The organism is Streptomyces sp. IMTB 2501, assembly GCF_001953885.1.
Taxonomy (GTDB): domain Bacteria; phylum Actinomycetota; class Actinomycetes; order Streptomycetales; family Streptomycetaceae; genus Streptomyces.
In genome coordinates this window covers 103881-120780 of the sequence record NZ_MQUS01000008.1, presented here as the reverse complement: position 1 = coordinate 120780, position 16900 = coordinate 103881, and the positions used below count along the sequence as shown (strand labels likewise).

Genomic DNA, 16900 nt, shown 5'->3' with positions numbered 1-16900 from the left:
TTCTTTGCCGCGCGGCAAGCTCCCCTAAAGCCCGCACGCACGGTTCAGTGGCAGTGCGCAGTCCCCACGTCTTCCCCACCGTACAGACACGGGACGGCGACCTTCCGGTTGCATTGATGCCCCCCTCGGCACCGGTTCATGAACGGGGCCCCCTCCCCGCGGGTCCGGCAACCGGTTGCTTCCCCCCAACTCCCGTCAAACGGCGGCAGCTTGGACATCCAGGTTTCTACGGTGCTCCGCATGATCGCAAGACGGGAAACACGGTGTTTACCGCTCAAACCCGTTCATTGTGGCGCGTGTGGGGCTCGGGTTGCCGGGGTGCGCCGGTGGTCTCGGGAGGCCGGGGTGCGCCGGTGGCGGAGAGACGGACACGGATGTTGCCGAAGTGGTCTCTTATGGCCTCCTCCGCCCGCATCGAGTCGCCGGACCGGACCGCGTCCAGGATCTCCCGGTGCTGCCGGCAGGTGACCCTGGGGTCCTGCGGCACGCCCACCAGATCCCGCTGCACCCGGTGGAAGGCGTCCCAGAACGCCTCCAGCACCTCGCTCAGCAACACGTTGTCCAGCCCCCGGTAGAGGGTGGCGTGAAAGGCCCGGTCGGTCTCGGCGAGGCTCGCCCCCTCGGCGGCCTCCCGTTCCATACGGAGCACGAGGGCGTCCAGTTCGACGAGGTCCGCCTCGGGCAGCCGCCCGGCCAGCCGTGAGACCAGCCCGGTCTCCACGGCCTCGCGCAGCTCCAGCAGCTGCAGCAGCGAGTCCTCGCCCCGGTAGTGGCCGGCGACGGTGCGGAAGGCCAGCCCCTCGATCATCGGCGCGAAGGACATCGAGCCGACGTACGTCCCGAACCCGTGCCGGATCTCCACGATCCCCATCGCCTGCAGCGCCTTCAGCGCCTCGCGCACGGAGTTCCGGCTCGCGCCGAGGTACTCCATCAGCTCCGGCTCGGTCGGCAGCGGGGCTCCCGAGGGCAGCCGCCGGTCCACGATCAGCTTCTTGATCCGCTCCTGAAGGTCCCGGGCTGCCATGGCCAGAGGGTACGCGACCCGCGCCGGGGCTGAACCTGCACCGACGTCTGGTGCGGTTGGGTCTGGTGGTGGGGCGCTCGGTGTTGCGGGTGGTTTGTGCGGGCGAGGTCGTGGCCTTCGGCGGCGTGGCCTGCATGCGGGGCTGTCAGGGGCGGTGTCGTATCTCCGGTGGTAGGTGTCTGGTGCGGTTGGGCGTGGTGGTGGGGCGCTCGGTGTTGCGGGTGGTTTGTGTGGGCGGGGTCGTGGCGGGCGGACCCCCGGACGCCGCGCGCCGATCCGGCCGGGGATGTGACACAGGGGCCCTCAGCCCGCACCGGCCCGGGCGGGGGAGTCCCCCGAGGTGCGGGCTGAGGGGGTACGGGGGTGGGACCAGCGGCGCACGAGCGGCTTCTCCACCAGCTCGTACAGCGCCCAGGACGCCGGCACCGCGACGGCGCACTCGGCGGCCGGCTTGCGACGTCCTTCCACCGCTACGTCGAACTCGACCGCCCGTGCTGGATCGAGGCAGCCCCGCCGACCGCCGACACGGTCCGCGTCACCGCCCACCAGGACGCCGGGCCCCGCTTCACGGCGGACATACGGACCCGCGCCCTCCAGGGCGTTCGGGTACATGCGAAAGGCCCCCCGCTTTCGCGAGGGGCCTTTCGGTCGGTGCGCCGCCAGGGACTCGAACCCCGGACCCGCTGATTAAGAGTCAGCTGCTCTAACCAACTGAGCTAGCGGCGCCTGCTGACGGAGATAACTCTACCCGACCTTCGGGGGTGCCTTTGACCACCTCCGGGCCACCCCACGGCGGCCGGCCCGCCGCCGAAGGGCCGTGTACATCATTCGGACCGTCAAAGTGGCGGTCGGGTGGACAGTTGGGAAACTGACCAACGTGCACACTAGCGGACAAATCCCATCCGAATGTGAGGCAGATCGCATGGCGACTCCGGTGTTCGCGGAATTCGACCCCGCGAGCGACTGCGACTGCCCCGGCTGCGTGCGAGGGCGACGGGTCGGTCCCCGCCTGTCGTCCGCCCGCTCCGCCGGCCGCCCGGCCGCCGCCTGCGGCATCGTGGCCGTGGCCGCCGCCTCCGCCGTCCTCGGCGCGGCCGCCCCGGCCGCCGCCCTCGCCCCCGGACGGCCCGCCGAGCAGCGCCCCCACGTCCCTGACGACGGCGACCCGCAGACCCCCCAGGGTCCCAGGGCACCGCTGCACGGCCCGGCCGGCAAGCCCGCCAGGCCCAGCAACCCGATCCCCGCGAGCACCCGGACCCAGATCATCAACCGGGCCAAGACCTGGGTGACCGCCCAGGTGCCGTACAGCATGAACGACTTCTGGTCCGACGGGTACCGGCAGGACTGCTCGGGCTATGTCTCCATGGCCTGGGGCCTGCCCGGCAACGAGTGGACCGGCAGCCTCGGCTCGTTCGGCGTGAAGATCACCAAGGAGGAGCTGCAGCCCGGAGACATCCTGCTGTACCACAACCCGGACAACCCCGAGAGCGGCTCGCATGTGGTGATCTTCGGCGGCTGGACGGACTACACGCACGTCAACTACACCGTCTACGAGCAGACACCCCCGCACACCCGCACACAGCCCACGCCGTACCCCTACTGGAGCCACACCGACAAGTACGTCCCCTACCGCTACAAGGGCGTGACCGTGGACACAGCGGGCGCGCAGGCGGCCGACGCCAAGCCGAAGAACACCTATCCGGGCGCCGCCTCCTTCGGTCCCGGCGCCAGCAACGCGTACGTCACCCGGCTCGGTCAGATGCTGGTGGCCAGGGGCGCCGGCTCGTACTACGCCAAGGGGCCCGGACCGACCTGGGGCGAGGCGGACCGGCAGGCCACCCGGGCGTTCCAGCTCGCCCAGGGCTGGAGCGGCGCCGACGCGAACGGGCTGCCCGGCCCGCAGACCTGGGAGCTGCTGGTCACCGGCAAGGGCAAGAACATCGCGGCGAAGGGGAAGGGCAAGGACATCACCGGGAAGGGGAAGGACATCGCTGGCCAGAGCAAGGACATCGCCGGCAGGGGCAAGGACGTCTCGGGCCATGGCAAGGACATCACGGGTCAGGGCAAGGGCCACGCGGGCAAGGGCCACGCGGGCAAGAGCCACGCGGGCAAGGGCCACGCGCCGGGCGTGGCCGCGGCGGTCCGGGCCGTCTCGCACGGGGTGTCCGGCTATCCCGGCCGGAACTACTTCCGTCCGGGCGCGGAGAACGCGTACATCACACAGCTGGGCCGCCAGCTTGTGAAGAAGGGGTTCGGCAGGTTCTACGCCGCCGCTCCCGGCCCGCGCTGGGGCGATGCGGACCGGCGTGCGGTGGAGGCCTTCCAGCGCGCCCAGGGCTGGCGCGGCGGCGCGGCGGACGGCTATCCGGGGCCGGAGACCTGGCGTCGGCTGTTCCTGGACGCGGCCCCGGACGGGGCGACGGACGGGGTGACCGGCCTCTGACCGCTCCGCTCCACCCCATCCCTGTTCATGACGCATCTGGCGCGGAGGCTGGAGGCAGACATGAGTACGACCACGTCACACACACCGCCCGAATCCGAGAAGCAGCCGGAGGACGCCGAGGGGCCGGGCGGGCGTCCGGCCCGGCTGATCCAGAACGAGGCGACCACCGAGATCCCGGTGCATCTGCTCTTTCGCGACGGCCCCGACCCGGTGACGGTGTCGCTCAAGCCCGCCGTGGTGGCCCGCCGCCAGGGCGCCGGCGAGCAGCCGCGCCTCAGACGCCAGGTGCCGGTGCGCAGCCGGCCGCTGCCGGAGGTCGACCCGGAGCTGGTGGAGCGCCCGGCGCGGGTGCTGCCGGGGGCGGCCGGGGTGCTCGCCGGGGCGTGCGGGGCCACCGGGTGCCTGGCGGCCTCGTGGTGGGCGGGACTGCTGCCGCCCGGCGTGCTGGAGGCGCTGCGGCTGCCCGCGTCCGTGGGGGCGGGGCTCGGTCCGGCGCAGTGGGCCGCGTACGCCGGGGCGGGGGCGCTCGGGTTGCTCGGGTTCGGCGGGCTGGCCCGGGGGCGGACGGGTGGGGCGTGGGTGCTCGGCCTGTTCGGCCGCTACCGGGGGACGGTCCGGCGGACCGGGCTGCTCTGGGTGAACCCGCTGGTGCTGCGCCGCCGGGTCGATGTGCGGCTGCGGCACTGGCGCAGCGAGGCCATGGCGGCGGCGGACCCCGACGGGATGGCGCTCCGGGTGGTCGTGCTGGTGGTGTGGCGGGTGCGGGACACCGCGCGGGCGCTGCTCGGCATCGAGGATCACGAGACGTACCTGAGCGAGTGCGTGGAGGCGGCGCTGGCCCGGGTGCCGGTGGAGCCGGGGGGCGGGACGCAGGGCGGGGTGACGGCGGCCGGGGAGACGCTGACCAGGTTGGTGGCCGAGGAGACCGCACCGGTCGGCCTGGAGGTGTTCGCGGTCCGGCCGGTCCGGGTGGAGTACGCCCCGGAGGTCGCCGCGGTGATGCACCGGCGCCGGATCGCCGCGCTGGACGCCCGGCAGCGGTCCAGCATGCTCAGCTCGGTCGTGGACTCGGTGGAGGACACGGTGACCCGGCTGACCGTGCGCGGTCTGGTCGAACTCGACGACTACGAACGGAAGGTGCTGGTACGGGACCTGACGGTGGCCTTCTGCTCGGGGCGCGGGGAGCCGTCGTAGGCCGTACCACGATTGGTATGGACATGTTCAACTAACGGCAATAATCTGAGACTTGGTCTAGACCTACCTGCACAGCTCACCGAACTCCCCACGTTCTCCAGGAGCGGCAGTATGCGCACCAAGACCAAGTTGTCCGCGGTGGTGCTCGGGGCGGTGACCGCCGGAGTGTTCGTGCTCTCCACCGGCGGCGCCAGCGGGCACGGCTACACCGACCTCCCCATCAGCAGGCAGAAGCTCTGCGCCAACGGCACGGTGACGAACTGCGGTGACATCCAGTACGAGCCGCAGAGCGTCGAGGGCCCCAAGGGCTTCCCGGCCGCCGGGCCCGCCGACGGCCAGATCTGCAACGGCGGACTGAGCCGGTTCGCCCAGCTCAGCTCGCCGGTCACGCCCTCCGGCGGGGCCTGGCCCACCACCCGGGTGACGGGCGGCCAGACATACACCTTCCGCTGGCAGTTCACCGCCATGCACGCCACGACGGACTTCAAGTACTACGTCACCAGGCAGGGCTGGAACGAGGACCACGCCCTGTCCCGCTCGGACCTCAACACCACCCCGTTCCTGACGGTCCCGTACAACGGCCAGCGCCCGCCGGCCACCCTCAGCCACAGCGGCACCCTGCCGACCGGGCTGAGCGGGCACCACGTCATCCTCGCGGTGTGGACGATCGCCGACACCGGCAACGCGTTCTACGCCTGCTCGGACGTCACCTTCTGAGTGCCGCTCCGCCGCAGCACGGAAACCGAGGTCCTCTTGAGGCCGGACGCCCGCGCCCGGCCTCCCCGGCCGTGTTCATCGCGGACTCCACATCTGATGGATCGTCAATTACGCTGCGCCCTCATGGAGTCCACGAAGCACACCGTTGCCGACCTGGTGGCGGCACGCTGGGGTGACCACCGGCCCGGGCTGTGGTGCGAGGACCGCGTGCTGACCCAGCACGAGGTCGCCTCCGGTGCCGCGGCGCGCGCGGCTCTGCTGGCCGGCCTGCTGCCACCGGGTGCCGTACCGCACATCGGCGTACTCCTCGACAACTCCGAGGAGTTCCCGCTGTGGCTCGGCGCCGCCGCGCTCGCCGGCGCGGCCGTCGCCGGGATCAACCCGACACGCCGGGGCCCCGAACTGGCCCGGGACATCCTGCACACCGAGTGCCCGCTCCTGGTCACCGAGCGGGCCCGGCTGCCGCTGCTCGCGGGCCTGGAACTGCCGGGGGTGCGGATCCTCGTGACCGACGACGAGGAGTACGGCGCGCTCCTCGCCCCGTACGCCGACGCCGTACCCGACCCGTCCCGGGCCGCCCCCGCCGACCGGCTGCTGCTGTACTTCACCTCGGGGTCGACCGGCGCCCCCAAGGCGGCCCTGTGCTCCCAGGGCCGGCTGGCGGCAGCCGGGCAGGCGCTGGTCCGGCAGTTCGGGGTGCGCGCGGACGACGTGCACTACATCTGCATGCCGATGTTCCACGGCAACGCGGTGATCGCCGACTGGGCGCCCGCGCTGGCGGCGGGGGCGGGGATCGCCCTGCGACGCCGGTTCTCGGCGTCCGGGTTCCTCGCCGACGTCCGCCGGTACCGGGCGACGTACTTCACCTATGTCGGCCGGGCGATCCAGTACGTCCTCGCCACCGAGGAGCGCCCGGACGACCGGGACAACCCGCTGCGGCTCGGCTTCGGCACCGAGGCGGGCGCGGTGGACGCGGCGGCCTTCCGGCGCCGGTTCGGGGTGCGGCTGGTGGAGGGGTACGGCTCCTCCGAGGGCGGCGCGGCGATCCAGTGGGCGCCGGGCACCCCGCAGGGCGCGGTGGGACCGGCCGGGCCGGGGCTGGTGGTACTCGATCCCGCCACCGGGTACGAGTGCCCGCCGGCCGTCTTCGACTCCGCGGGGCGGCTGCTCAACGGGGAGGAGGCGATAGGCGAGCTGGTGAACCGGGCGCCGAACCCCTTCGAGGGCTACTGGCGCAACCCGGCGGCGGAGGCCGAGCGGCGGCGGGCCGGCGCCTACTGGACGGGGGACCTCTTCTACCGGGACGCGCGGGGATACCTCTACTTCGCCGGTCGTAACGACGACAGCATCCGTGTCGACGGGGAGAACCTGGCCGCCGCGATGATCGAGAACATCGTCGCCCGGTACGAGGGCGCGGTGGCCGTCGCCGTGTACGGGGTGCCGGATCCGGTGACCGGGGACCACGTGATGGCGACCATCGACGGCACCTTCGACCCCGACGGCTTCGCGGCCTTCCTGCGCGCCCAGCCCGATCTCGGCACGAAGATGGCGCCCCGGTTCGTACGGGTGGTGGAGCGGATGCCGGTGACGGCCACGAACAAGATCCATCGGGCACTGCTCAGGCGGGAGGGGTACGCGTGTGCCGATCCGGTGTGGTGGCGGCCGCCGGGGGAGCCGACCTACCGGAGGCTTGTGGAGGGGGACGCCGAGGGGCCCCTCGCTTCCGCGAAGGGCCCCTCATCTGTGCGCCGCCAGGGACTCGAACCCCGGACCCGCTGATTAAGAGTCAGCTGCTCTAACCAACTGAGCTAGCGGCGCATGACTCTCGCCTGCTGCGGATTTTTGTCTTCCGCGGCCGGCGACGAAGAAAATACTACCTGGTCCGCGGGGGTGCTCGTGACCACCCTCGTGATCACTTCTGGGGGGCTAGATCGTGAGGGACAGCAGCACCGGTGCCGCGTTGCGGTTGAGCGCGTCCGCCGCCTGTTTCAGCCGGTGCGCGTGCTCCACCGGGAGGGACAGTGCCAGGCAGCCCACCGAGGCGCCCGCCGTGATCGGGACCGCCGCGCAGACCGTGCCGACCGCGTACTCCTGGAGGTCCAGGACCGGCACCGTCGGCGGCTGGGACTCCAGGCGGGACAGCAGCAGCTTGTCGCTGGTGATGGTGCGCGAGGTGAGGCGGGCCATCTTGTGCCGGGAGAGGTGGTCGCGGCGGGCGTTGTGGTCGAGCTGGGTGAGCAGGCTCTTGCCGACCGCCGTGGCGTGGGCGGAGTAGCGGAAGTCGACCCACTCGTTCACCGCCGGGGTCGTCGGCCCGGCGGCGTACTGGGTGACCTTGACCTCGCCGTCGACGTACCGGCTCATGTAGATCGCCGCGCCGACCGAGTCGCGCAGCCGGTCCAGGGTGTGCTGGAGCTTGTCGCGCACGGCCCGCTCACGGTCGTGCGCGGAGGTGAGGCGGCGCAGGGTGTCGCCCGTGACGTACGCCCCGTCGGCGATCTGCTCCACATAGCCCTCGCGGCGCAGCATGCGCAGCAGGGTGGTGAGCCGCTCGGAGCCGAGGCCGGTACGGCGGGCCAGCTCGGTGTCGGTGACGCCGGCGGAGTGCCGGGCCACGGTCTCCAGCACACGCAGGGCGTCCTGGGCGGAGTGGTAAGGGGCGGTCGGCTCGTGCATCAGCGCCACGGTGGTCTCCCCCTGCGCTCGCCTGTCAGTGGCCGCGGGATCCGGTCTGCGGATCGGTTCCACGATAACGGGCAAACCCGCTGCGAGGAGAGGGGGTTGGCGAGATTGTTGCGCTCGCCGTGCCCCTCCCAACTGCGCCGCAGATCCTCTGGCATATGCCAGCGACATGACCCAGCGACTGGACCTCGGCATCTGCCGGATCCACACCGCGTGGTCACAGCACCGCGCTGAGGAATTCCCGGGTCCGGTCCTGCTCCGGATCGCTGAAGATCTTGTCCGGGGAACCCGACTCGATCACCCGGCCCCCGTCGAACATCAGCACCTGGTCGGAGATGTCACGGGCGAAACCCATCTCGTGGGTCACACAGAGCATCGTGATGTCGGTGGTGCGGGCGATGTCCCTGAGCAGATCGAGCACGCCCGCGACCAGCTCCGGGTCGAGCGCGGAGGTCACCTCGTCCAGCAGCAGCACCTGGGGCCGCATGGCCAGTGCCCGGGCGATCGCCACCCGCTGCTGCTGCCCGCCGGACAACTGCGTCGGCCGCGCGTCGCACTTGTCGGCCAGCCCCACCAGCTCCAGCAGCCCCCGGGCCCGCTCCTCGGCCTCGTCCTTGGACATGCCGAGGACCTGCACCGGAGCCTCGGTGATGTTCCGCAGCACGCTCATGTTCGGGAACAGGTTGAACTGCTGGAAGACCATCCCGATCTTCTTGCGGACCTCCCGGATCTGCTTCTCCGGCGCGGGGAACAGCTGCTCCCCGTCGACGGTGATCGTGCCCTCGTCCGGCTGGGTGAGGGTCATCAGCAGCCGCAGGATCGTCGTCTTGCCGGAGCCGGACGGGCCGATCAGGGTCACGTGCTTGCCGGCGTCGACGGTGAAGTTGAGGTTGTCGAGGACGGTGTTCGCGCCGAAGCGCTTGGTGACGCCGTCCAGCCGGATCAGCTCACCGCCGGCCGTGGTCGCGCCGGCGCCCGGCTCGGGTTCTTCCATCAGGGGAGTGTCAGCGGACAAGACGTCGCTCCAGGGCTCGCATGAGAAGGGAGGCCAGATAGGAGATGAGGATGAAGGCCACACCGATCACCGTGATCGGCTCGGTGAACTGGAAGTGCTGCTGGGAGTAGAGCCGCGCCTGGCCGAGCATCTCCAGCACGGTGATCACCATCAGCATCGGTGTGTCCTTGAGCATGGCGATCACGTAGTTGCCGAGCGCGGGAACAACCCGGCGGATCGCCTGCGGCAGGATCACCGCGGTCCAGGTCCGCCGCCGGGGCAGGTTCAGCGCGGTCGCCGCCTCCCACTGGCCGACGGGCACCGCCTCGATACCGGCCCGGTAGACCTGCATGGTGTACGTCGAGTAGTGCAGGCCGATCGCGCAGACGCCGGTGGTCAGCGCGGAGAAGGTCAGGCCCCACTCGGGCAGCACATAGAACAGGAAGAACAGCTGGACCAGCAGCGGGGTGTTGCGCACGAACTCCGTGACCACCCCCACCGGCCAGCGCACCCACCGGGTGGGCGTCCGCATCAGCAGCGTCCACACCAGACCGAGAGTGAAGGACAGCAGCGAACCGAGGGCCAGGGCCTCCAGGGTGACCCGCAGCCCGTCCCAGAAGTGCGGCATGAAGCCGCTCACCGCGTTCCAGTCCCACTTCATGCGGCACCTCCGCCCATGCCCGCGCCACCCGCGACGCCCACGCCGGTCGTCCGGGCCCGCTTGAGCTCACGCGCCGCCCGCTCCGTCCCGGGAGCCTTGCCGACCCCGGCCTTCAGCCGCTTCTCCAGGCCGCGCATCAGCCGGGTGAGCACGAAGGCGATCGCGAAGTAGATCAGCAGGACGTACGTGTAGATCTCCGCGCTCTGCTGCAGCGCCAGCCGGACCAGGTTCGCGCTGAACGTCAGATCGCCCATGCCCATGACCGACACCAGCGCGGTGCCCTTGAGCAGCTCGATCAGCAGATTGCAGAACGACGGGATCATCTCCGGCACGGCTTGCGGCAGCACGATGAGCCTGAGCCGCTGCGCCGGCGTGAAACTGAGTGCGATCCCGCCCTCCTTCTGCGCCGGGTCCACCGCGTTGAGCGCGCCGCGCACGATCTCCGAGCCGTACGCGCCGTACGTCAGACCGAGCGCGAGCGTGCCCGCCCACAGCGGCACCAGCTGCCAGCCGGAGACGACCGGCAGCACGAAGTACACCCAGAAGATCATCACCAGTGCAGAGGTGCCGCGGAACACCTCGGTGTAGACGCCGGCGACGAAGCGCACGATCCACAGCCGATGCGTCCGCGCGATGCCGACGACGAACGACACCGCCGTGGCCAGCAGCGCGCCGAACACCAGCAGCTGGATGGTGGTCCAGACACCCTTGAGTACCAGTTCCCACAGCCCCGAGGTCATCCGCCGCACAGCTCCTTCGCGGTGAGGCCGGTCATCTCGGCCTTGGTGAAGCCGAACGGCCTGAGGATCCGGAACAGCTCGCCGCTCTGCTTCATCTTGTGCAGCTCGACGTTGAACGCGTCCCGCAGGTTCGTCTCGGTCGGCCGGAACGCGAAGGCCCCACCGTCGACATGCGGCTTGCCCTTGACGAGCGGCGCGAAGGGCGCGGTGGCCTCGGCCTTGGCCGACTTCTTCACCACCTCGCGGGTGGTGAGCGCCGTACCGGCGAAGACGTCGACCCGGCCCGCCTCGACGGCGTTCATCCCGGCCACCTGGTCCGGGACGATCAGGATGTCGCCCTGCTTGTATCCGGCCTCGACGGCGTAGTCGATCTCGGCGTATCCGGTGCCGGTGGCGAACTTCGCCTTCTTCGCGACGACGTCCTTGTAGGAATGCAGCCCCAGCGGATTGCCCTTGCGCACAATGAACGAATCGAGCATCTGATAGTCCGGGTCGGCGAAGATCACCTGCTGGCAGCGCTCCGGATTGACGTACATCCCGGCTGCCACGACATCGAACTGCTGAGAGTTGAGTCCCGGAATCAGCGACCCGAACTCGGTCGGCACGGGCTGCACCTTGCCGACCCCGAGCCGCTTGAAGATCACCTTGGCCAGCTCGGGCGCCTCCCCGGTCAGCTGCCCGTCCTTGTCGATGTACCCGAAGGGCACCTCACCCGCGATCCCGAGCCGTACGATGCCCTGCGCCTTCAGCCGTTCGAGCAGGTCACCGCCCTTCTTGCCCGAGGCCTCGGCCACGCGGGTGCAGCCCGCGGTACCCAGTGCGCCGACGGTGCCGAGGGCGGCGAGGCCGCCGAGCACCGACCGTCGGCTGCGTCTGAGTCCCGACCGGAATGTGTGTACGTCGTTCCCAAGTGGTGGAGCCATGGCGGCGCGGCTACCCAAGCGCTTCCCGGCTATGCACCCTGGTTTTCATGGCCGATCGATTCGTCACCGTCTCACTCGACAAGCGGGACGTGCGCTGCACGGCCCGCCTCCTGACCGACCGCGCACCGCTGACCTGCGCGGCGGTATGGGACGCGCTGCCCCTCGCGGGCGACGTCTACCACGCCAAATACGCGCGCAACGAGATCTACGCCCTCTTCCCGCCGTTCGCCTCCACGGAACCCCCACTGGAGAACCCGACGGTCACCCCGATTCCCGGCGACCTCTGTTACTTCTCCTTCGCCGGCGCCGAGCTGGGCACGAAGGCCTACGGCTACGACCGCGAGGTCCGCCCCGGCACCACGGTGGTCGACCTGGCCCTGTTCTACGAGCGCAACAACCTCCTCCTCAACGGCGACGTGGGCTGGGTACCGGGGATCGTGTGGGGCCAGGTGGTGGAGGGCTTGGAGGTGATGGCGGAGGCCTGCAACGATCTGTGGCGGACGGGGGCGGCGGGGGAGACGCTCAGTTTCCGGCGGGCCGCCTGAACCGCGACGACCGGGTGACGGAACGGCAGGCACCGGTGACCCGGGCCTGATCAGTCACCGTCCCCGCCGCCGAATCACGCCGTGCGGCGATCGGCGTCGGTACTACCGCTCGCCGAGCGCGGCGTGGAGCCAGTCCAGGGACCCTGTCTTCAGTACTGCGTCCGCGAGTTCCTGGCCACTCTTGGTGGTGATCCGGCCGCGGCTGTTGTCGATCCACCGCTGGACGTTGGCGTACCCCTGATCGCGGTACTCGACGCCCTGGATCATGCACTCCAGCTTGTCCGCGTCCCTCGCGCATCGGGCCTCCAGGGACTCCTTGCCCTCGTACTCGGCAATCAGCTCCTTGACCGCATCGGCCACCACCGCGGGCATGCCGGCGACTTGGTCCGCGGTGATCGTCTCGGGGTCGGCCTCGCCATTGGTGTACTTCTTTCCCAGGTGGTTGACGTCGCCGGTACGGGTTTCCTGGCTGTCGTGCCACACGGCGAGGAATGCGGCTCGGGCCGGGTCGGCTCCTTCGAGTTTCGCGATGATCGTGGCGATGAGGGCGGTGCGCCAGGAGTGATCCGCGACCGACTCAGGGTCCTTGACACCAGCCATCCACCAACCGGTCCGCTTGCTCTGCTTCAGCGTCCCCGCCTCGTAAAGGAAACGGGCCACCGCAGTCAGCTCCTCGGACACCGTGGGCTCCTCTCATGCCTCGGCTGGGGGTACCGCCCACGCCCTTGAGGCAGTGGGGGAGGATCGCGTACCGGATGTTCTCCAACTCCCGCCGCCCGCGCGACGACAGCTCTCCGCTATCCAACATGATCGGGAGCCGGGGCAGCGCTGCCGTCTGGAGCGGCGAACCGGCGTCCGCCGGGCGCAACCGACCTGCTTCCCGTCGCAACCGAGCTAAGCCACGCCCGACGCGACCGGCGCCGCCGACCCCACCCCGGCCTCGTACAGCGCATGCGCCGCCCGCAGCACCAGATCGTCCCGGTGCCGGGCCGCCACCAGCTGCATCCCCACCGGCAGCCCGTCTCCGTCCGTGCCCACCGGGACGGTCGCCGCGGGCTGCTGGGTGAGGTTGAACGGGTAGGTGAAGGGGGTCCAGCCCGTCCAGCGCCCGTATGCCGACCCCCGCGGCACCTCCACCCCCGCCTCGAACGCCGTCACCGGCAGTGTCGGTGTCACCAGCAGGTCGTACCGTTCGTGGAAGCGGCCCATGCGGCGGCCGAGGTCCATGCGGGTGTCCACCGCGGCCAGGTAGTCGAGCGCGGTCAGCCGGGCGCCCTGGAGGCAGATCTCGCGCAGGCCGGGGTCCATCAGCTGCCGCTTGCGCGGGGAGAAGCGTTCGGTGAGGCGGGCCGCGCCGCTGAACCAGAGGACGTGGAACGCCTCGACCGGGTCGCTGAAGTCGGGGTCGGTCTCCTCGACGTACGCGCCGAGGTCGGCCAGCGAGGCCACGGCGCGCCGTACGGCCGACGCGACCGCCGGCTGGACCGCGACCTGGCCGCCCAGGGACGGGGAGTACGCCACCCGCAGGCCGTGCACGCCGCCCTTCAGGGCCTCCCTGAAGGACACCGGCGCGGGCGGCAGCGCCGACCAGTCGCGGGCGTCCGGCACGCCGATGACGTCCAGCAGCAGGGCCGCGTCCGCCGCGTCCCGGGTCATCGGGCCCGTGTGCGACAGCGTGCCGAACGGGCTGGAGGGGTAGAGAGGCACTCGGCCGTACGTCGGTTTCAGGCCGAAGATGCCGCAGAACGCGGCCGGGATGCGGATGCTGCCGCCGCCGTCCGTGCCCAGCGACAGCGGGCCCGCGCCGAGCGCGACCGCCGCCGCGCTGCCCCCGCTGGAGCCGCCGGCGGTGCGGGAGGGGCGGTGCGGGTTGCGGGTGATGCCCGACTGGGGGGAGTCCGTCACGCCCTTCCAGCCGAACTCGGGCGTTGTCGTCTTGCCCAGGAACACCGCGCCGTGTTCCCGCAGCCGGGCCACCGAGGGTGCGTCCTCGTCCCAACTCCCTTGCTCGGCAATGGTTTTCGAGCCGCGCAGGGTCGGGTGGCCGCGCATGAGCAGGATGTCCTTGACCGTCACCGGTACCCCGTCGAGCAGCCCGGCCGGCTCACCGCGCCGCCAGCGCTCCGCCGACTCCCGGGCCCGGGCCAGCGCGTCCTCCTCGGTGAGCCGGACGAACGCGTTCACCTCCGGCTGGATCCGCCGGGCCCGTTCCAGCGTCTGCTCGGTCGCCTCCACCGGGCTGAACTCGCCCTTGCGGTATCCGTCGAGGAGCTGGACGGCGGTCAGGTCGGTGAGTTGCATGCACCCTCCTGGTGGATCGGTGGCCCGGTCAGTGGCCGGGGACGTAGCCGCGTTTCTTGTCGACCACGTTCACCAGTGATCTGCCCGCCGCCCACCGCTCGTACAACTCCACGAACTGCGTTCCCAGTTCATCCCGCCAGCCGACCGTGTCGCCGCTCATGTGCGGGGAGATGATCAGACCGGGCAGATTCCACAGTGGGCTGTCCTCGGGGAGGGGTTCGGCGGTGAAGACGTCGAGCGCGGCGCCCGCGATCCAGCGGTGGGTCAGCGCGCGGGCGAGGGCGTCCTCGTCGACGAGCTGGCCGCGGCCGACGTTGATGAAGAAGGCCGAGGGTTGCATGACGCCGAAGCGGTGAGTGTCGAACATGCGGTTCGTCTGCTCGGTGAGCGGCGCCGCCGCGATCACCCAGTCCGCGCGGGACATCAGCCGGTCCAGGTCGGCCGGGCCGTGGACGCCCGTCCGCGGGACCCGGCCGACCAGCGCGGTCGTCACGCCGAGCGCCTTCAGGGTCCGTACGATCGCCCGGCCGATCGGGCCCGAGCCGACCACGCACGCGCGCGTGCCCGCCACCCGCCGGCCCTCCCGGTGCCGCCAGCTCCGCTCCCGCTGCAGTTCCAGCGTGCGCGGAAGATCCTTGGCGACCGCGAGCACGAGGGCCGCGACGTACTCGGCGATCGGCTGGTCGAAGATCCCCCGCGCGTTGGTCACCACCGTGTCGGACGCCGCGAGTTCCGGGCACATCAGATGATCCACGCCCGCGCTCGCCGTGTGCACCCAGCGCGGCCTCGGCCCGTCCCCCGGCCATGCCTCGCGCACCGCGTGCGAGGTGAAGTCCCAGATCAGGAGGGCGTCCGCCGAGGGCAGCCGCTCGGCCAGGTGCGCCGCGTCCGTGTGGACGATCCGGGCGCGGCCGGTGAGCCTGCCGAGCCGGGGCGGCGGCTCGGCGTCCAGCACGAGGAGGGTGGGGAGGGACGTCATACGGGGCGGCTCCCGGCGTCTGACATACGCGATGACGTGCGCGGTGACATGCACGGATTGACCACGCTCGCACCCGAATCTACCTTCGTCAACACGGGCGTACTCGCCGCCCTTTGCCCTTGGTCGTTCCCGTGTGAGGCGGTACCTGCCATGGACGTCACTTTTCTCGGCGGCCCCCGCCTCCAGCGCGGTGTCGGAGTGGTCGCCCCTTTTGACTTCGCCCTCGACCGTGAGCTGTGGCGGTGGGTGCCCGACGAGGTCTCGCTGCATCTGACCCGGACCCCGTTCGTGCCGGTCGAGGTGAGCCTGGACCTGGCCCGGCTGGTCAGTGAGCACGAGACGCTCGGCGACGCCGTGCGCGCGCTGACCGCCGTCGCGCCCGAGGTCGTCGCCTACGCCTGCACCTCCGGCAGCTTCGTCGGCGGGGTCACCGGGGAGCGGGCGATGCGCGCCGCGATGAGCCTGGCCGGGGCCCCGCCCTCGGTGACGACCTCCGGGGCGCTGCTGGACGCGCTGGCCGAGCTGGGCATCCAGCGGCTCGCGCTGGTCACGCCGTACACGGTGTCCGTCACCCGGGCGCTGGAGGAGTTCGTCGCCGAGGCCGGCGTCCAGGTCACCGGGTGCGCCTTCATGGGGCTGACCGGGGAGATCTGGCGGGTGCCGTACCGGGACGTCGTCGCCATGGCGCGGGAGGCGGTCCGCCCGGGCAGCGCCGACGCGCTCTTCATCTCGTGCACCAATCTGCCGACGTACGACGTGATCCCCCAGCTGGAGGCCGAGCTGCGCATCCCGGTGCTGTCCGCCAACCAGGTCACGATGTGGGCGGCGCTGCGCCGGCTGGGTACCCGAGCCGTGGGGCCGTATCAGGCGCTGCTGGACGAATCGGCGCGTGCCTGGCCCCCGGTGCTGCCGGAAGAGACGCAGGAACGCCAGGAAGGGCCGTCATGACCGCACTCGGATTCCTCTACCCGGGCCACTCCGCCGAGGACGACTATCCACGCATCGAGCAGCTCCTGGGCAGCAACATCCGGGTGGACCTGGTCCACACCGACATCGGCGAGGACGCGCACCGGGTGGCGGCGCTTCGCGAGATGGGCTCCGCCGAGCGGCTCGCGGCCGGCATGGAGACCCTGCGGCTGACCGGGGCCGAGACGGTGGTGTGGGCCTGCACCAGCGGCGGGTTCGTGCACGGCTGGGAGGGCGCGCAGGAGCAGGTGCGCACGCTCGCCCGGCTGGCCGGGATGCCCGCGTCCTCGACGTCGTTCGCCTTCGTGCACGCGGCCCGGGAGATCGGGGTGCGGCGGGTGGCCGTCGGAGCGACCTACCCGGAGGACATCGGCGGGCTGTTCGCGCAGTTCCTGCGGGCCGGTGGTCTGGAGGTGACCGGGGTGCGCTCCTCGGGGATCATCACGGCCGCGGAGGTCGGCACCTGGGGCGAGGAGGACGTGTTGACGCTGGCGCGGGCCGCGGACGTCCCCGACGCGGAGGCGGTGCTCCTCCCGGACACGGCCCTGCACACGGCCGCGTATCTGCAGCTGCTGGAGAAGGCCCTGTCCAAGCCGGTGCTCACGGCCAACCAGGTGACGGTGTGGGAGGGGCTGCGGCTGGCCGACCGCCGGGTGAACGCGCCCTCGCTGGGGACGCTGTTCACGAGGGAGCCGATCGTCCAGGTCTGAGGCGGGAATAAGCGGAGACTG

The 16900-nt window shown here is 71.2% G+C and carries 17 protein-coding genes and 2 tRNA genes; 7 read left to right on the top strand and 12 right to left on the bottom strand.

Annotated features, from left to right (window positions below; genetic code table 11):
- Positions 1-274: 274 nt before the first annotated feature.
- The 3 genes from AV521_RS16100 to AV521_RS16090 all read right to left on the bottom strand — a co-directional run bounded on the left by AV521_RS16100 (position 275) and on the right by AV521_RS16090 (position 1750).
- Positions 275-1024 (bottom strand): FadR/GntR family transcriptional regulator, encoded by a 750-nt coding sequence (locus AV521_RS16100; protein WP_076088858.1) that lies wholly within the window; start codon positions 1022-1024, stop codon positions 275-277.
- A gap of 303 nt (positions 1025-1327) precedes the next feature.
- Positions 1328-1636: a hypothetical protein gene (locus AV521_RS52260; protein ID WP_076088856.1), complete on the bottom strand. Its 309-nt coding sequence runs from the start codon at positions 1634-1636 to the stop codon at positions 1328-1330.
- 40 nt (positions 1637-1676) lie between these two features.
- Positions 1677-1750, bottom strand: a tRNA-Lys gene (locus AV521_RS16090).
- A gap of 196 nt (positions 1751-1946) precedes the next feature.
- On the opposite strand from AV521_RS16090, the gene AV521_RS16085 reads away from it, so the two are divergent.
- The 4 genes from AV521_RS16085 (at position 1947) to AV521_RS16070 (ending at position 7157) form a co-directional block, all read left to right on the top strand.
- Positions 1947-3467 (top strand): peptidoglycan-binding protein, encoded by a 1521-nt coding sequence (locus AV521_RS16085; RefSeq protein WP_076088854.1) that lies wholly within the window; start codon positions 1947-1949, stop codon positions 3465-3467.
- A gap of 60 nt (positions 3468-3527) precedes the next feature.
- Positions 3528-4661, top strand: coding sequence for an SPFH domain-containing protein (locus AV521_RS16080; RefSeq protein ID WP_076088852.1), 1134 nt, complete (start codon positions 3528-3530; stop codon positions 4659-4661).
- Between the two features lie 111 nt (positions 4662-4772).
- On the top strand, positions 4773-5378 hold the full coding sequence (locus AV521_RS16075; RefSeq protein WP_076088850.1) for a lytic polysaccharide monooxygenase: 606 nt from the start codon (positions 4773-4775) through the stop codon (positions 5376-5378).
- 123 nt (positions 5379-5501) lie between these two features.
- Positions 5502-7157 carry an AMP-binding protein gene (locus AV521_RS16070; RefSeq protein WP_076088848.1) on the top strand — a complete coding sequence of 552 codons (1656 nt, stop codon included), beginning with the start codon at positions 5502-5504 and terminating at the stop codon, positions 7155-7157.
- Here the strand turns inward: AV521_RS16070 and AV521_RS16065 are convergent.
- The 6 genes from AV521_RS16065 to ehuB form a co-directional block, all read right to left on the bottom strand.
- Positions 7123-7196 (bottom strand) — tRNA-Lys (locus AV521_RS16065). The two genes, AV521_RS16070 and AV521_RS16065, sit on opposite strands and share 35 nt — an antisense overlap.
- 108 nt (positions 7197-7304) lie before the next feature.
- The gene (locus tag AV521_RS16060; protein ID WP_076088846.1) at positions 7305-8063 is read right to left on the bottom strand and encodes an IclR family transcriptional regulator; all 759 of its coding nucleotides are present in this window, start codon (positions 8061-8063) and stop codon (positions 7305-7307) included.
- A gap of 214 nt (positions 8064-8277) precedes the next feature.
- The gene (ehuA, locus tag AV521_RS16055; RefSeq protein ID WP_076088844.1) at positions 8278-9054 is read right to left on the bottom strand and encodes an ectoine/hydroxyectoine ABC transporter ATP-binding protein EhuA; all 777 of its coding nucleotides are present in this window, start codon (positions 9052-9054) and stop codon (positions 8278-8280) included.
- A gap of 10 nt (positions 9055-9064) precedes the next feature.
- Entirely contained in the window at positions 9065-9715 is a 651-nt protein-coding gene (gene ehuD / locus AV521_RS16050) for an ectoine/hydroxyectoine ABC transporter permease subunit EhuD (RefSeq protein ID WP_076088842.1), read from the bottom strand.
- Positions 9712-10455: an ectoine/hydroxyectoine ABC transporter permease subunit EhuC gene (ehuC, locus tag AV521_RS16045; RefSeq protein WP_076088840.1), complete on the bottom strand. Its 744-nt coding sequence runs from the start codon at positions 10453-10455 to the stop codon at positions 9712-9714. Before ehuC ends, ehuD begins: the two co-directional genes overlap by 4 nt.
- Positions 10452-11378 (bottom strand): ectoine/hydroxyectoine ABC transporter substrate-binding protein EhuB, encoded by a 927-nt coding sequence (gene ehuB, locus AV521_RS16040; RefSeq protein ID WP_076088838.1) that lies wholly within the window; start codon positions 11376-11378, stop codon positions 10452-10454. Before ehuB ends, ehuC begins: the two co-directional genes overlap by 4 nt.
- A gap of 47 nt (positions 11379-11425) precedes the next feature.
- Here ehuB and AV521_RS16035 point away from each other — a divergent pair, with 47 nt between their 5' ends.
- Positions 11426-11923, top strand: a complete 498-nt coding sequence (locus AV521_RS16035; RefSeq protein WP_076088836.1) for a DUF3830 family protein — start codon at positions 11426-11428, stop codon at positions 11921-11923.
- Positions 11924-12025: 102 nt separating this feature from the next.
- On the opposite strand, the gene AV521_RS16030 is transcribed toward AV521_RS16035, so the two are convergent.
- From AV521_RS16030 to AV521_RS16020, 3 genes are all read right to left on the bottom strand, one after another.
- Complete coding sequence (locus AV521_RS16030; RefSeq protein ID WP_076088834.1) at positions 12026-12604, bottom strand: HD family hydrolase; 579 nt, start codon at positions 12602-12604, stop codon at positions 12026-12028.
- A gap of 213 nt (positions 12605-12817) precedes the next feature.
- On the bottom strand, positions 12818-14224 hold the full coding sequence (locus AV521_RS16025) for an amidase (protein WP_076088832.1): 1407 nt from the start codon (positions 14222-14224) through the stop codon (positions 12818-12820).
- 28 nt (positions 14225-14252) lie between these two features.
- The gene (locus AV521_RS16020; protein WP_076088830.1) at positions 14253-15203 is read right to left on the bottom strand and encodes a D-2-hydroxyacid dehydrogenase; all 951 of its coding nucleotides are present in this window, start codon (positions 15201-15203) and stop codon (positions 14253-14255) included.
- 150 nt (positions 15204-15353) lie between these two features.
- Between AV521_RS16020 and AV521_RS16015 the strand changes: the two genes are divergently transcribed.
- A complete protein-coding gene (locus AV521_RS16015; protein ID WP_107480930.1) occupies positions 15354-16151 on the top strand; it encodes an aspartate/glutamate racemase family protein in 798 nt (265 codons plus the stop codon).
- Positions 16148-16879 carry a decarboxylase gene (locus tag AV521_RS16010; RefSeq protein WP_076089193.1) on the top strand — a complete coding sequence of 244 codons (732 nt, stop codon included), beginning with the start codon at positions 16148-16150 and terminating at the stop codon, positions 16877-16879. The genes AV521_RS16015 and AV521_RS16010 overlap by 4 nt, the downstream gene beginning before the upstream one ends.
- Positions 16880-16900 lie beyond the last annotated feature (21 nt).

Coding starts and splice junctions, on each gene's coding strand:
- ehuC (WP_076088840.1), bottom strand. CDS start 10,455: ATGACCTCGGGGCTGTGGGAACTGGTACTCAAGGGTGTCTGGACCACC.
- AV521_RS16085 (WP_076088854.1), top strand. CDS start 1,947: ATGGCGACTCCGGTGTTCGCGGAATTCGACCCCGCGAGCGACTGCGAC.
- AV521_RS16015 (WP_107480930.1), top strand. CDS start 15,354: ATGGACGTCACTTTTCTCGGCGGCCCCCGCCTCCAGCGCGGTGTCGGA.
- ehuD (WP_076088842.1), bottom strand. CDS start 9,715: ATGAAGTGGGACTGGAACGCGGTGAGCGGCTTCATGCCGCACTTCTGG.
- AV521_RS16020 (WP_076088830.1), bottom strand. CDS start 15,203: ATGACGTCCCTCCCCACCCTCCTCGTGCTGGACGCCGAGCCGCCGCCC.
- AV521_RS16070 (WP_076088848.1), top strand. CDS start 5,502: ATGGAGTCCACGAAGCACACCGTTGCCGACCTGGTGGCGGCACGCTGG.
- AV521_RS16075 (WP_076088850.1), top strand. CDS start 4,773: ATGCGCACCAAGACCAAGTTGTCCGCGGTGGTGCTCGGGGCGGTGACC.
- AV521_RS16035 (WP_076088836.1), top strand. CDS start 11,426: ATGGCCGATCGATTCGTCACCGTCTCACTCGACAAGCGGGACGTGCGC.
- AV521_RS16080 (WP_076088852.1), top strand. CDS start 3,528: ATGAGTACGACCACGTCACACACACCGCCCGAATCCGAGAAGCAGCCG.
- AV521_RS16100 (WP_076088858.1), bottom strand. CDS start 1,024: ATGGCAGCCCGGGACCTTCAGGAGCGGATCAAGAAGCTGATCGTGGAC.
- ehuA (WP_076088844.1), bottom strand. CDS start 9,054: ATGGAAGAACCCGAGCCGGGCGCCGGCGCGACCACGGCCGGCGGTGAG.
- ehuB (WP_076088838.1), bottom strand. CDS start 11,378: ATGGCTCCACCACTTGGGAACGACGTACACACATTCCGGTCGGGACTC.
- AV521_RS16010 (WP_076089193.1), top strand. CDS start 16,148: ATGACCGCACTCGGATTCCTCTACCCGGGCCACTCCGCCGAGGACGAC.
- AV521_RS16025 (WP_076088832.1), bottom strand. CDS start 14,224: ATGCAACTCACCGACCTGACCGCCGTCCAGCTCCTCGACGGATACCGC.
- AV521_RS52260 (WP_076088856.1), bottom strand. CDS start 1,636: ATGTACCCGAACGCCCTGGAGGGCGCGGGTCCGTATGTCCGCCGTGAA.